Below are 14,134 nucleotides of genomic sequence, written 5' to 3'. Positions count from 1 at the left end.
GGTCTCTTCATGTCTGCGTTTCTTCCGTACTCACGGCCCGACATCGGTGAAGCCGAGATTGAGGCCGTGACCGCCACGATGCGCAGCGGTTGGCTCACAACCGGACCCGCAGCGGCAGCCTTTGAACGCGAGTTCGCAGAGTATGTCGGCTCGGATGAAGGAGGTATCCACGCCATCGCTGTCAACTCGGCGACTGCAGGTCTCCACCTGGCACTTGAAGCCCTCGGCATCGGTCCCGAGGATGAGGTCATCGTTCCGACATGGACCTTCACGGCTACCGCCGAAGTCATAAGGTACTTGGGTGCGACGCCGGTCATTGTGGACGTCGACCCCGTCACGCTCAACATCGACCTCGATGATATGGCTGCAGCTGTCGGGCCACGGACGCGAGCTGTGATCGTCGTTCACCTGGCCGGCCTGAGCCTGGACATGTCACGTGTGCGTTCATTACTCGCAGGGACTGAAATTAAGATCATCGAGGATGCGGCGCACGCGCTGCCGTCTTCGACAGGTGGCACGATGGTCGGATCGCTTAAGTACTCGGACGTTGCTGTATTCAGCTTCTATGCGAACAAGACGATGACGACCGGCGAGGGTGGGATGATCACCACGCGGGACCCCAAGGTCGCCGAGCGCGCTAGAGTCATGCGCCTCCACGGCATCGATCGGAGTGTGTTCGATCGGTATTCCGCAACGACTCCTTCTTGGGCGTACGATGTCGTTGCGCCCGGATTCAAGTACAACCTGCCCGATCCAGCTGCGGCCCTCGGCCGCGTGCAACTGGCCCGCGCCCGTGATATGCGCGATAAGCGGGCATCCACTGCCGGTAGATACCTAACGGGACTGGCTGGCCTACCTTTGACGCCCCCGCATCCGGGAGCACCGCACGACCTGCATTCATGGCACCTGTTCGTGGTGCGACTGACCTCTGAAGCACCGATTAATCGCGCTCGTTTCATCCAGGAGATGAGCACGGCTGGAATTGGCACCAGCGTCCACTTCATTCCATTACATAGACACAGCTACTGGCGTGAATTTTTGGGCCTCGATCATAAGCGTTACCCCGTCGCTGAGGCCGCCTTTAGAGCAGCCGTCAGCCTGCCAATTTTTAGCAGAATGACAGACGCTGACACACAGCGCGTCATCGAGACCACCAGGGACCTGCTGTCATGAAGCGTGCGTTCGACGTGCTGGTGTCGGTCCTGGCACTGGTGGCGCTGTCCCCGATCCTCGTGGCAATATCAGTCGTCGTCGCGGCAACATCACCGGGCGGATCGATCTTTCGGCAGCAGCGAGTGGGTCGTCACGGAGTACACTTCGACATCCTGAAATTCCGCACAATGCAACACCAGAGGTTCGGCGAGTCCCAGTTGACAATTGGTCGAGATCCGCGGATCACACGAGTCGGCGCGTTTCTGCGGTCCACCAAGCTCGACGAGTTGCCGCAACTCATCAATGTCGTGCGAGGCGAGATGAGCCTGGTCGGGCCCCGCCCGGAGGTCCCGCAATACGTCGCATTGTGGCCAGAAGCCGCGCGCGGGATCATCTTATCGGTCAGGCCCGGCATCACCGATCCTGCCAGCATCGAACTGAGAGCAGAGTCAGCGATACTTGCCGATCAGGACGACCCAGCGGCGTACTACGAGGAAGTCCTCATTCCACAGAAGGTCGACGCCTACCTCAGTTATGTTTCCTCACACTCGCTGCTCGGTGACATCAAGTTGATCGTTGCGACTCTGGCAGCGGTAGCAGTGCACACGCGCGAACACATAACCGAGGAAGCCGCGAATGAACTTCAACCGGCCGAGGACGAAGCGACGACGCTCACATTCCGACCGTTGGAGCCGAGGGACGCCCGCGCCGCGGCCGCTATCCATGCAGACGCATTTCCATCATTCTTTTTGAGTGACCTTGGTGCCCGCTTTCTAGCGGAACTGTATACGGTCTTAGCCGATGATCCAGGCTGCATCTCCGTAGTGGCACAGCGCGGACGAACTATCATTGGCGTGGCCAGTGGACCAGCACAGTCCCGAAACTATCTGGCATCGCTGGCGAAGCGCCATTTCATCAGGTTCGCCCTCGCCGCACTGCCGCGGGTTGCGGCTAAGCCGAGCCTGATACCAAGGGTTGCCCGACGCCTGCGGAGCGTTGGCCCGGACCCGTCCGACTATCCTGCCCTCCTGAGTTCAATCTGCGTGAGTCGGCGTACACAGGGTCGAGGCGTAGGCAGACGCCTACTCGCGGAGTGGACGGAACGCATGCACGACCGGGGAGCGACTCGGATCCATCTGACAACGGACCGCGACGCCAACGAAAGGACCATCGGATTCTACGAAGGCATGGGCTGGACGGTCTCCGACGCCTTCGAGACGCGCGAAGGTCGTCGCATGCTGGTCATGACCCTCGAGCTGGAGGAACGATGACTGGTCAGGCTCAACGCGCCCGGTACGTGGGGTTCGCGAACGCCAAGCTCCCCGATAGCGACTATAGGGTGAGCTTCGCCCGCGACAGCCTGGTCTCCGACGTCCTCCTCGCGTTGCCCGAACGACCGCACGCCCTTCCAGCCGAGAAGTACGTCCCCCTGCCGATCGGTGAGGGCCTTCGCCCAACCACGCTCGTCGCGCTTCTGCGGGTACCGTCCATCCTGCGTCGCTCCCGCGCCGACATTGCCCACTTTTTCGCCACCCAGCTTGCCCTAGCTGGCCCTCCCCTCGCTCGCCTAGCTGGGACCCGCGCGATCATGACGATCACAGGGTTGGGCCGAACCTTCAGTCGGCCAGGCTGGCTGGGCGCACTTCTGAGAGCCATTTACATGGCGTGCTTTCGCCTAGCCGCCGCCTGCTCCGAGAGGGTCCTTTTTCAGACCGAGGCCGACATGCGCGAGCTCGCCACTCGTGTCCCTGCCCATGTCGCCAGACACTTCGAGCTGGTCGGGAGCGCCATCGACGGAACACTTTTCGAACTGGAGGTGGTTAAGCCTGAAGGGAGACCGATTTGCATCATGGTCGCCCGGGTGCACCCGAGCAAGGGGATCTCAGACTTCCTTGCAGTGGCCGATGCATTAGCAGGACTAGCTGATTTTACTTTGGTAGGACCGCCTAGTGCGGGCGCCGACGGCCTGCTCGCAGCTGTGAACGAAGCAGCTGACGCCGGCAAGATCGACTACCTCGGAACACTCCACGACTGGGAAGTCCGCAAACTTCTAGCGCGCGCAGCCGTCCTTGTTCTGCCGTCCAGGGGCGAAGGAATCCCCCGTGTGGTTCTGGAGGCGAGCCTCTCAGATGTCGCCACAATTGCCTACGACATCGCCGGGTGCCGGGCCACTCTACCGCCACAGGCGCTGGCCCCCGCCTTCGAGCTCGATGGGTTGCAGGCGCTTGTAGAGCGCGCCCTGAGTGACCTACGGTTTCGCCGGGATCTCGCTCGAGACAGTCGCGCGGTCGCGGTGGACGTGTACTCGGCACAGGGCTATGCAGACAAAATGGATTCCATCATTGCTCAAGTCTTGGAGCCTGTGCGATGAAGTGTCCGCGTAACACTCGCGCGCTCGCGGAGCCGAGCATCGCCTTCGTATGGGGACGTCTCGAGGGGATGGGCGGTACGGAGCGTAGGGCGAGCGAGTTCATTCCCCGACTCACGAGTTTAGGCATCGCGTCCGAGTCGGTCACCCTCGGACCCGCCGACACACCGTTCGGCGCGTATCTCAACGAAGTCGGCGAAGTCCTGCAGAGCGTTCGCTCCCCCGTTCAGCTTGCGCGCTACCTCCGGCACAAACGCCCACGTGTGGTGGTCGCCTTCGGCTTGCGCGCGTCAATGGCAGTGCGCCTTGTCAAGCCTATTCTGGGGTTCAGGCTCCGACTCATTGACGCACGCAATGGTCTTGAGTTCCAGCGCGGCCGTACGATGTGGCAGGTCGATCGTTTGACACAGGCACTTGTACAGGTCTACATGACAAACTCGGAAGTAGCCGCCAACAAACTCGCCGACAACGGGATATCCCGAACTCGCATCAAGACCAACGTCAGCGCACTTGGTGACGAGTGGCTCGGCCGAACCGCGGCAGAACGGAACCCTGATCGAGTTCTCATGGTGGGAAACGCCCGCCCCGAGAAGGGACACGACACCGCTGTTCGGGCCATCGCCAGGGTTTCCGCAGACGTTCATTTGGTTCTATATACCAACGATGGCACAGACGTACGTGCACTCTGGGATGAGGTCGCACCTGGCCCTGGAAAGTCGCTGACAGTCGTCGAAGGCGAGGTTGTCGGGCCTGGCGAGTATGCGCAGGCAACGGTCCTGCTCCACCCATCCTTGTCCGAAAGTTTGCCTCGAGCCATCCTGGAGGCACAGTCTCAGGGGGTCCGCGTTGTCGCGACCCGCACCGGAGACACTGAATCCATCTTGTCAGCTAATGACTATCCGGTTGCAGTCGGCGACGTTGACGGGATCGCAATCGCATTGGAGTCCGCGCTGGCGGACTCCCGCTCGCGTCCCTACGTCCACGTGCACCAGCGAACGGTCGACGACTACTGCCGCGACCTCCTCTCAATTTGTGGCGTCCCATCAATCAACACCACCGGGAAGACGGCATGACAACCTACCTCGTGACCGGGGGCACTGGCTCCTTTGGCACAACCATGGTTCGCGACCTCCTCTCCACGGATGCGCATGAGGTCCGTATTCTGAGCCGCGATGAGGCTAAACAAGACGATATGCGTCGACAGTTCAGGGACGGCCGCCTGCGATTCTACATCGGTGATGTGCGGGACCCTGCGAGCGTTCGCGAGGCGGTTGCAGGGGTGGACCACATCTTCCATGCGGCCGCACTTAAGCAAGTTCCGAGTTGCGAGTTCTTCCCCCTACAGGCCGTTCAAACTAACGTCCTCGGAAGCAGTAACGTGATTAATGCCGCATCGGACGCTGGGGTAGCGTCCGTGGTCTGCCTCAGCACCGACAAGGCGGTCTATCCGATCAATGCGATGGGTATGTCGAAGGCGATCATGGAGAAGACGGTACAGGCATTCGCTCGCAATAAATCGGACTCGAATACGGTCGTCTCTATCACTCGGTACGGAAATGTCATGTACTCGCGGGGGTCTGTCATACCCGTATTTGCCGCGCAGGCCATGGCTGGGAAGCCCCTAACGATAACCGATCCCAGCATGACTAGGTTCCTCATGTCCTTGCTGGAGTCGGTCGAACTGGTGCACTACGCCTTCGACAACGCCCGACCGGGAGACCTGTTCGTACGGAAGGCACCTGCATGCACGATCGAAGTGTTGGCACGCGCGGTAGCCAGCCTCTACGGGAACGACGACCCTGAGATCACGATCCTGGGCACGAGGCATGGCGAGAAGCAATATGAATCGCTCCTAGGGCGGGAGGAACGCGAACAAGCAGTCGACATGGGAGATTACTACCGCGTCCCGCTAGATGCTCGCCGCCTAGAGTACGAGTTGTTCTTTGACGAAGGGACGCAGGAGGGCAAGGAGTACATCGACTACAACTCACACAACGCGGAGCGCCTTGATGTCGCCGCAGTCAAGGAGCTTCTGCTCACGCTCCCCGAGATCCGTGCTTCGCTGGAGGCACACTCATGACCGTCGTGATCACCGGTGGTTACGGCTTCCTTGGCTGGCATCTCTCGGCCCGTCTCCTGGCCCAGACGAGCAAGGTACCGATACGCGTCGGTCGGACGGAACTGATGGACAAAGTTCGTCTCCGCGCAATCGTGGAGCAAGCCGACGTCATCTACCATCTTGCAGGGGTCAACCGGGCTTCAAACCCCCGAGAGGTCGAGGAGGGAAACCTCCGGCTCGCCCGTGTTCTCGGCCAGGCAATCTTGGCCCGGAACAAACCAGTTCGACTCGTCTACGCAAACTCGATCCAGGCACTTGACGGCAACCCGTATGGCCGCGGCAAGGCCGGTGCCGCTGAAATTCTCCGACACGCGACGACGGCTGTCGGCGGTGTCATGGCCGACGTGCTCTTGCCCAACCTCTTCGGTGAACATGGGCGTCCCGAATATAATTCGTTTGTCGCAACCTTCGCGCATAGCATAGTCAACGGCACTGAGCCCGTCGTCATCGCAGACAGGGAAATACCGCTTCTACATGCCCAGAGCGCCGCCCAGGCGCTGATTGAGGCTGCTAACGAACCTGTGGACATTAGGCATCAGCCGGGCGGGTCTCCACGGCTCGTATCGGAAGTATTGGCCCAGCTCGTCGATTTCGAACGGCTCTACAAACACGGCGAGGTCCCGGAATTGACGGATCAATTCACGATCGACCTGTTCAACACCTATCGGTCGTACACATTTCCCGAACGTTTCCCGCTGTATCCACGCGTCCACACCGACTCGCGCGGGATACTGTTCGAATCACTTCGCTACCACGGTGGCGAAGCCCAGACATACGTCTCAACCACTCGACCTGGACAGATACGCGGAGAGCACTATCACGTTCATAAGTTTGAGCGATTTGTTGTAGTAAGAGGGACTGCGGAGATCAATCTACGGCGTCTACTCGACGACCGCGTGATAACTTTCCGGGTGTCCGGAAACAAACCAGCCATAATCGATATGCCGACCATGTGGATCCATAATCTCCGAAATGTCGGATCCGATGAACTGGTCACACACTTCTTCTCCAGCCAACTACTCGACCAGGCGGCACCGGACCAATACTTCGCCGAGGTTCAACCGGAGGAACGATCGGCATGAAAGTGATGACAATCGTTGGGACGCGGCCGGAGGTCATCCGTCTGTCAGCAACCCTCAAACGTTTCGATGAAGCCTTCGAACATATACTTGTCCACACGGGGCAAAACTACGATCACGAGCTCAATCAAGTGTTCTTCGAAGATCTCGCCCTGCGGGCCCCAGATCACTATCTGGGCGTCGACACCTCCAGTCTCGGTTCCATCCTCGGCGGAGTCCTGGTCGAGACTGAGAAAGTGCTCCTGTCCGAGCGGCCGGAGGCGGTTGTCGTCCTCGGAGACACCAACTCGTGCATCGCTGTGATCATGGCGAAGCGTTTGCGGATCCCGACATACCATATGGAAGCCGGCAACCGATGCTTCGATGAGAACGTCCCGGAGGAGACGAACCGACGCTTGGTCGACCACGTAGCGGACTTCAATCTGGTGTACACGGAGCATGCCCGTCGGAACCTGCTTGCTGAGGGCCTCCATCCGCGACGAATCCTTCTCACGGGCTCGCCGATGCGCGAGGTGCTAGATCAATATCGTCCGCAGATCGACGCTTCTGACATTCTCGGCCGCCTCGGTCTGTCGAGGGGCGGATACTTTCTCGCTAGCGCTCACCGTGAAGAGAACGTTGACTCACCAAGCAGACTGAACCATCTTCTGGACTGCCTCGAACGAGTCGCAGACACTTGGGGGCTCCCGGTCCTCGTGTCAACACATCCGCGCACCCGAAGGCGGATGGAGTTGCTCGACCGCGAGATTCATTCCGACATCCGCTTCCATAAACCGTTCGGATTCCATGATTACAATTCCCTGCAGCTGAATGCGCGGTGCGTCCTGTCTGACTCGGGAACAATCTCAGAGGAGTCTTCCATCCTCGGATTTCCTGCAATTACTCTTCGAAGTTCAATAGAACGTCCCGAAGCGCTCGACGTGGGTGCCATCGTCATGACAGATCTCAACCCCGACGATGTCGTCACAGCTATCCAGCTGCAGATCCATGCGCAGGACCACGATCGTCAGCTCCCCACTGGTTATGAGGTCACTGATACGTCAATGCGTGTTACCCGCTTTGTGCGCTCGACGGCTGGTAGGCTTCACGAATGGGCGGGATTGCGTCGACCATGACCGCGCCGTTCATGCAGCCCTGGGTATTGTACGTCGGCCCATTCTCATATCCGTGGGGTCAAGCCGGGTCGAGGCGTGTCCATGGCATTGCCAAGAGCATTGTCGGGGCGGGATACAACGTGGTCGTAGGCGCCTCCGACTATTCGTCGCCAGAACCGGCACCGCTGAGCAGCGAACCCCGTATCCACCACTTCGGAACGGGCGAACTGCCCACCGATCTGCCACGCCTCACTCTCGCGACGCGGCTTGTGTTAACAGGCGGAAGGCGGGTCCGACGATGGCTCGACCGGCATCGGCATCATCCGCCTGCAGCAATCATCGTATATGGTGGCTTCGCCCCGTGGCTGTGGAATCTACACGGCTGGGCGCGCCGGCATGGAGTGGCGCTTATCGCCGACATCGTGGAGTGGTACGACCCGCGATATCTAAAGGGTGGCCGTTTCGGTCCTCTCAGCATTGAAGCAGCCATCGCTCATCACGTGCTACACCGACACCTAGACGGCGTAATATCCATCAGCAGTTACTTGCGTCGGCACCATGATACATTCGAAATACCTTCGGTCATGGTTCCACCAACCATCGATTTCGCCCTCATGAGCCAAGGTCCCGAGGTGGACACATTGCCCACAGGTGACCATACCGAGATTTTATACTTCGGCACTCCCGGAGCCAAGGACGAGCTCGAGACGATCGTCCGGGCTGCAGCGAACGTCAAGGGGGTTCGCCTCGTAGTCGCCGGCCCATCATTTGACGAGGTTCAGAGAATGGTTCCGGTCGCACAGGAATCCAAGTTACTCATCCTTGGCAACGTCCCGCAGGATCAGGTGCGCGAGCTTGTTAAGCGGGTGTCGTTCACGATCCTGATACGAAAGCCTAAGCGCTCGAATCAAGCAGGATTCCCGACTAAGTTTGTCGAGAGCATGTCAGTCGGCACTCCAGTAATCGCCAATCACACCAGTGACCTCGCAAACTACCTGGACGACGGGATCAACGGACTGGTCTCAAGCGGTCACTCCGTCGAGGCGGTGACCGCCACATTGCAGCGTGCTGCACGCCTAAACGCCGACCAACTGGCGAGTATGGGACGGGCGGCGAAGGAAACCGGCCATCGGTTCAGTTCATCCAACTACACTGATGCACTCCAGAGGTTCCTGGAGATGGCGACCACTCGCGCCAGGAACGGTCACAGTCGTGCGAATGGGAGCTCCTGAGGATGAGATCGATCTTCCAGCACATTCACCACTCGATTGAGCAGCGGCTCCGTCCTGTGGAGTACGCCCGTTCGATCGGCGTCACGGTAGGTGATCGCTGCAGACTTCTAAACATCACGAATAAGACCTTCGGATCAGAACCCTACCTGATCACAATCGGAGAGCACGTCACTGTGACCAGCGGGGTTCAGTTCATCACCCATGACGGCGGCGTCTGGGTGCTCCGGGACGCTCATCCGACGCTAGACGTGATCCAACCCATCAAGGTGGGGAACAATGTCTTCATCGGGATCAACACCATTCTCTTGCCCGGGGTTACCGTCGGAGACAACGTTATTCTCGCAGCGGGTGCGGTCGTCACCAAGCACATACCGTCGAACACCGTTGCTGCGGGGGTGCCCGCTCGCGCCGTGCAAAGCATTGAGACCTACGCTCAGAAGGCTCTCAGTTCTGGCGTCCCGACCAAGGGATACAGCCCAACCGAGAAGCGGCGCTTCCTAGAAGATCGCTTCGCTGCCGACCACGCTAAGGAATCCTGAGGAGTAACGGATGGTGGAAGGTGATTCGGAGAACGCGACCACCGACGTAACACGCCAGCTTAGAACACGGAGCATGCGGTCAGCACTCGGGAGCGGAGTGCTTGCTCGGGTCATAGCCCTCCTATCCCCTCTACTTGTCCTTCCTATTATGCTGGACCGGCTGGGTCCAGACCTGTTTGGACTCTGGGCCACTGCTACGTCAGTTCTTGCGCTGGCCACGTTCGCGGATCTCGGAACGGCCAACGCCGTCATGTCCGGACTGTCGGTCGCGGCGGCCACGAACGACTGGACGCGCTTCCGATCCATTTCGATTCACGCGTATGCACTTGCCTTCGGATTCAGCTCCGTTCTGGCGGTCGGACTGGTTCTATTTGTCTTGGTCGTGGACCCGAAGGTCTACATCGGACCCAATCCAGGTGTGGACGACTGGATCGTCCGGGCGGTTATGTTCATGTTCATAGGAGCATTCTTATGCACGATCCCGCTGACCCTGATACAGCGGGTCCAGTACTCACTAAAGCGGGCGTGGCAGGCGAACGCCTGGCAGGCGGTAGGTGCCCTTGCACAACTCGGGCTGGTCTGGTGGATCTCGCGAACGGACTCTGCTGACCTGGCCGTAATCGGAGTGGCTATCGCAGCACCTCCGGCAGCGCTTATCGCAAATACCCTCATGTTCTATCTATTTCAACGCCGAGACGTCGCGCCGATTGGAAGGTTGCGGAAAGCTGAGTTCTCAGCGATACTTCGACTCAGTTTGTCGTTCTTCTTCTTATCAATTCTCACGTCAATCTCGATGAACATTGATCAGTTTCTAATCGCTGGCATAGCCGGTCTTGAATCAGCGGGCGAGTTCGCTATCGCCAACCGCCTCTTCTCTGTGTTAGGCCTTATCGTGACTATGGCTGCGCTTGCGATGTGGCCCTCGAACGCAGACGCCCTAGCGAGTCGGGACCTTGCCTGGATCCGGCGTAACGCTCGTCAGATGGCGGCCTTCCTTGGAATTGCAGTCACACTGGCTGCCACGCTCCTGTATTTGATCCGGAATCCACTGACGGAATTGTGGTTGGGTCGGACGCATCAGATCGGTGCCGTCTTAGGACTATCGCTTGTGACGTGGTCGATCCTCCGCGCAGTGGCGAGCCCCTACTTCTCCATCCAGAATGCACACAATCACCTTAGGCCCCAGTACATCGGATGGTCCGCCTACTTAGCTTGCTCGATCGCGCTCAAAGCAATCCTGATCCAGACGCTGGGGATCGGGGGCGCGGCCTTAGGCGCATGTATCACTTATCTGCTCATACTCATTCCCACAGCATGGCTGGGCTACCGCGGTACCATGGGTAAGGTGCTGCATCAAGGCGTTCGGCGAACAGGTGATGCCTACAACGCCCGCGCGAATAGGGAGAGTTGATGGGAACGAGTACCTCGGCGCGTGGGACTCAACGCCGATCCCCGAGTGGTACCGGAGCTTTGGCGGACATGACCGCGTTCGCTCAGGGTTGCGTCCTGGCGACCCTTGCCTTCCCTCCCGCATTCTTTTTCCAGTATGGCCTCTACGTCCTCATTTTCTGTGCGGCAGTTTCCTTGCTGAACGGTGCACGGCTTGGCAGGCCGGATACGGCCGCACTGCTCTATTTGGGACTATCAGCTCTCTCGTTCACCTGGACCGCCCACCACGTAACAGTCGCTTACGAGCTCCGATATGTGGCTGGATGCGTCGCGCTGTTCGTTGCAGTTCGGCTGACAATCCGGACTCGCCTACATTTCCTGCTTGCAGCGATAGGGTTTGTCGCCGGCTCGGTCGCCGCCGCTGCGCAGCTCGTACTGACGTCTGGCGCTGGCCTGCGCTGGTCCTACAACACGACAGATGCGCGCTATAGTCTGGATTCGATCAACTCCAACTATTCTGCCTATACATTCACTACGGCAGTCTTTGTCGTGATCGTTATGTTGCTAACGACGCGATCAGTTAGGTGGCGAGTCGCGGGGGTGGGAGTCATCGGAGCCCTGTACGGAGGGATACTCCTCACCGGCACAAGGGGTGCACTCGCGAGTCTGGTTCTACTCATCGGTTGGGCGGTTATTGCCGCGCGGCGGCCGGGACGGGCGGTATCCGTGATGGCAGCCGTTATGGGCGCAGCGTCACTGGCAACGTTCTTGGGTGTTTTCGACAATTGGATAAGGACTGTGGTTCCAAATGCGGGCAGGGAGGTGGGCAACCTCAGCGGGCGCCTAGATGTGTGGCCGATAGCGCGCGAGGTGTTCTGGGACAGCCCTATACTAGGTCGCGGTGCCGGTGCGTTTCGCACTGTCCCAGAGAACTATCTCGGGTTTGGTGCGCACCAAGCATTCCTCGACGTAGGCACGGGCACGGGCATAATAGGTATCGTGCTGTTCACGACCACCATGGTTTCGGCGATTCGAGCGCAACGATCCACCCATTTAGTTCTGCTCTCTACCGGTGCGTTCATTGCATCAGTGGCCCCAATATTAGTAAGTGGCTACTGGCACAATTCGCCAGTATTCTGGGCTAGCTTGGCACTCGTCTCGAGAATCCACACTCTGGCGAGAGCCGGACTCGTTAACTCCGATCCCAAAGTTGACCTACCCACGCAATCAGATGGTACGTCCCGTTGACCGGCTCTTCGGACATTCGGTGGGGATCACGGGGTGAGTCCGCCGGCGGCCAGGAGGATCCGGAGTCGGTAGTTCTCGGAGTTGCGGTAGCCGCGGGCCAGGCGGCGGTGGAGCTCGATGATGCCGTTGGCGGCCTCGGTGCCCCCTTGGATGCCCGGGCGTTGGTGAAGTAGGCCAGGAATGCGTCCTTCCGCTTTCGAGGCTCATCGCATTCCACGGTGTAGCCGGGGTCTGAATGTTACGTCTCAGCACATCGTGGACGAAGGTGTCTCAGGACATCGAGCACAGTTCGCTGTCTCAGGACATCGAGCACAGTTCGTTGTCTCAGGACTTCGCGGACAGTCGCTGTTCGGTGGGTCCGTGCCAGCTCCGGGTTGTGGTGGGCTTGTCGTAGGTCGCGATGGTGTGGCCGGCCTCGTCGCTGAGGGTGACGGTCGTCGGGGTCCAGGTCACGGTCACTTGTTCGCCGACGCGCTTGTAGCCAGCGTAGAACTTTGACGGCTCATCGCAGACGAGGGTGTAGCCGGGGTCTGAAGCCGCCGGTCTCCAGTAGTGATCGGGCGATGTAGTTCGTCAGGTTCCGGAATCCCAGAGCCGAGCCGCGGAGGTGTTCGAGGCGGCCGTTGATCGCCTCGGTGGGTCCGTTGCTGGTGCCGGGGCGGTCGAAGTAGCCCAGGACGTCGGCTGCGCGCTGCGTGAGGGTGCGCCCGAGCTTGCGCACCTCGACGAGCTCGTGCGGGACCGCGGCGGTGATCCGCGCGATGGTGTGGGTCAGGAAGTGCTTGGCCAGGCCGCGGTCGGGTTCGCGGTAGGCGGTGATGATGTCCTGGTAGATGCCCCAGGTCGCCTCGACCGCGGCGTGGCGCTGGTCAGCGAACAGTGCCTCGATCCGCTCGATCTGGCGTGGCTGGAGCAGGCTGGCTCCGGTGAGCAGGGTGCGCCTGGCGGTATAGAGCGGGTCGCCCTTCATGCCGCGGCGGCCGAAGATGTCCTGCTGGATGCGACGCCGGCAGGTGTCCAGGGCTTCACCGGCCAGCCGCACCACATGGAAGGGATCCATGATCGGCGCAGCGTCGGGGATCTCTTCGGCGGCGGCGGTCTTGAAGCCGGTGAAGCCGTCCATCGCGACCACCTCGATGCCCTCGCGCCACGCCTGCGGGCACTGGGAGAGCCAGTCCTTGAAGACCGCCTTGGAGCGGCCCTCGACCATGTCCAGCAGCCGGGCCGGCCCGGTGCCGTCGCGGACCGGGGTGAGGTCGATGATCACGGTCACGTACTTCTCACCGCGGCGGGTGTGGCGCCAGGCGTGCTCGTCCACCCCGATCACCGCGACGCCGTCGAAGCGGTGCGGGTCATCGATCAAACGGCGCTTGCCCTCGGCCAGCACCGCGGTGTTCGCGGTGTGCCAGGCCACCCCCAGCCCGGCCGCGACCCGGGTCACCGTGAGGTGGTCGACCACGATCGCTGCCAATGCCCACGCCAGCCCACCACGGGACAGCTTGGCGCGTGGTGGTGCGGCGGTGCTGGTGTCCTCGCGCCACACCCGGGCACAGCCCTGGCAGCGGTAGCGGCGCACCCGCACCAGCAGGGTCGTGGGCCGGTGCCCGAAGGGTTCGTGCGCGAGCCGACGCGTGACCGTGCCGCGTGACACACCCTCAGCGCCACACTGGCGACACCACGGGTCGGGCTCGGTGATCCGGCACTCGATCACCGCCCGCTCCGGCTCCAGTCGCTGCCCCACAGCGACGAGCCCGAGCTCATCGAGGCGGCAGAAGGTCGTCAGATCAGGGTCAGCGAAGGTAGCGTCAAGCACGTCGAGGTCTTCCAGATGGGCAGCGTGAGAACTCCCATCATCGGAGGACCTCGACCCACGCCTGGCTCAACCCGCCGCTACACCCTCAACTGCGAAGAGCC

At 60.5% G+C, this 14,134-nt stretch carries 13 protein-coding genes and 1 pseudogene; 11 read left to right on the top strand and 3 right to left on the bottom strand.

Annotated features, from left to right (window positions below; genetic code table 11):
- Positions 1-9: 9 nt before the first annotated feature.
- The 11 genes from GPA03_RS10815 (at position 10) to GPA03_RS10765 (ending at position 12,220) form a co-directional block, all read left to right on the top strand.
- Positions 10-1,173 (top strand): DegT/DnrJ/EryC1/StrS family aminotransferase, encoded by a 1,164-nt coding sequence (locus tag GPA03_RS10815; protein ID WP_156252044.1) that lies wholly within the window; start codon positions 10-12, stop codon positions 1,171-1,173.
- Entirely contained in the window at positions 1,170-2,423 is a 1,254-nt protein-coding gene (locus tag GPA03_RS10810; protein ID WP_156252043.1) for a GNAT family N-acetyltransferase, read from the top strand. The genes GPA03_RS10815 and GPA03_RS10810 overlap by 4 nt, the downstream gene beginning before the upstream one ends.
- Complete coding sequence (locus GPA03_RS10805; protein WP_156252042.1) at positions 2,420-3,523, top strand: glycosyltransferase; 1,104 nt, start codon at positions 2,420-2,422, stop codon at positions 3,521-3,523. Before GPA03_RS10810 ends, GPA03_RS10805 begins: the two co-directional genes overlap by 4 nt.
- Positions 3,520-4,593 (top strand): glycosyltransferase family 4 protein, encoded by a 1,074-nt coding sequence (locus GPA03_RS10800; RefSeq protein ID WP_156252041.1) that lies wholly within the window; start codon positions 3,520-3,522, stop codon positions 4,591-4,593. Before GPA03_RS10805 ends, GPA03_RS10800 begins: the two co-directional genes overlap by 4 nt.
- Positions 4,590-5,600 (top strand): polysaccharide biosynthesis protein, encoded by a 1,011-nt coding sequence (locus tag GPA03_RS10795; protein ID WP_156252040.1) that lies wholly within the window; start codon positions 4,590-4,592, stop codon positions 5,598-5,600. The genes GPA03_RS10800 and GPA03_RS10795 overlap by 4 nt, the downstream gene beginning before the upstream one ends.
- Positions 5,597-6,721, top strand: a complete 1,125-nt coding sequence (locus GPA03_RS10790) for a polysaccharide biosynthesis C-terminal domain-containing protein (protein WP_156252039.1) — start codon at positions 5,597-5,599, stop codon at positions 6,719-6,721. Before GPA03_RS10795 ends, GPA03_RS10790 begins: the two co-directional genes overlap by 4 nt.
- Positions 6,718-7,833 (top strand): non-hydrolyzing UDP-N-acetylglucosamine 2-epimerase, encoded by a 1,116-nt coding sequence (gene wecB / locus GPA03_RS10785; protein ID WP_156252038.1) that lies wholly within the window; start codon positions 6,718-6,720, stop codon positions 7,831-7,833. The genes GPA03_RS10790 and wecB overlap by 4 nt, the downstream gene beginning before the upstream one ends.
- Positions 7,809-9,044: a glycosyltransferase gene (locus GPA03_RS10780; protein WP_156252037.1), complete on the top strand. Its 1,236-nt coding sequence runs from the start codon at positions 7,809-7,811 to the stop codon at positions 9,042-9,044. The genes wecB and GPA03_RS10780 overlap by 25 nt, the downstream gene beginning before the upstream one ends.
- Positions 9,045-9,046: 2 nt before the next feature.
- Positions 9,047-9,583 (top strand): acyltransferase, encoded by a 537-nt coding sequence (locus tag GPA03_RS10775; protein ID WP_156252036.1) that lies wholly within the window; start codon positions 9,047-9,049, stop codon positions 9,581-9,583.
- Between the two features lie 10 nt (positions 9,584-9,593).
- On the top strand, positions 9,594-10,994 hold the full coding sequence (locus GPA03_RS10770; RefSeq protein ID WP_156252035.1) for a lipopolysaccharide biosynthesis protein: 1,401 nt from the start codon (positions 9,594-9,596) through the stop codon (positions 10,992-10,994).
- A gap of 68 nt (positions 10,995-11,062) precedes the next feature.
- On the top strand, positions 11,063-12,220 hold the full coding sequence (locus GPA03_RS10765; protein ID WP_162458338.1) for an O-antigen ligase family protein: 1,158 nt from the start codon (positions 11,063-11,065) through the stop codon (positions 12,218-12,220).
- 26 nt (positions 12,221-12,246) lie between these two features.
- Here GPA03_RS10765 and GPA03_RS10760 read toward each other — a convergent pair.
- From GPA03_RS10760 to GPA03_RS10755, 3 genes and pseudogenes are all read right to left on the bottom strand, one after another.
- Positions 12,247-12,419 (bottom strand): annotated as a pseudogene (locus tag GPA03_RS10760) (transposase); the annotation flags it as partial.
- A 125-nt stretch (positions 12,420-12,544) separates the two neighbouring features.
- Positions 12,545-12,673: a hypothetical protein gene (locus GPA03_RS23035; RefSeq protein ID WP_277755104.1), complete on the bottom strand. Its 129-nt coding sequence runs from the start codon at positions 12,671-12,673 to the stop codon at positions 12,545-12,547.
- A 49-nt stretch (positions 12,674-12,722) separates the two neighbouring features.
- Complete coding sequence (locus tag GPA03_RS10755) at positions 12,723-14,033, bottom strand: ISL3 family transposase (RefSeq protein ID WP_156252033.1); 1,311 nt, start codon at positions 14,031-14,033, stop codon at positions 12,723-12,725.
- Between the last annotated feature and the right edge of the window lie 101 nt (positions 14,034-14,134).

This window comes from Pseudactinotalea terrae (assembly GCF_009733845.1).
GTDB lineage: Bacteria > Actinomycetota > Actinomycetes > Actinomycetales > Beutenbergiaceae > Pseudactinotalea > Pseudactinotalea terrae.
The sequence above is the reverse complement of the archived record's forward strand: the minus strand, read 5'-3'. Positions and strand labels throughout refer to the sequence as shown.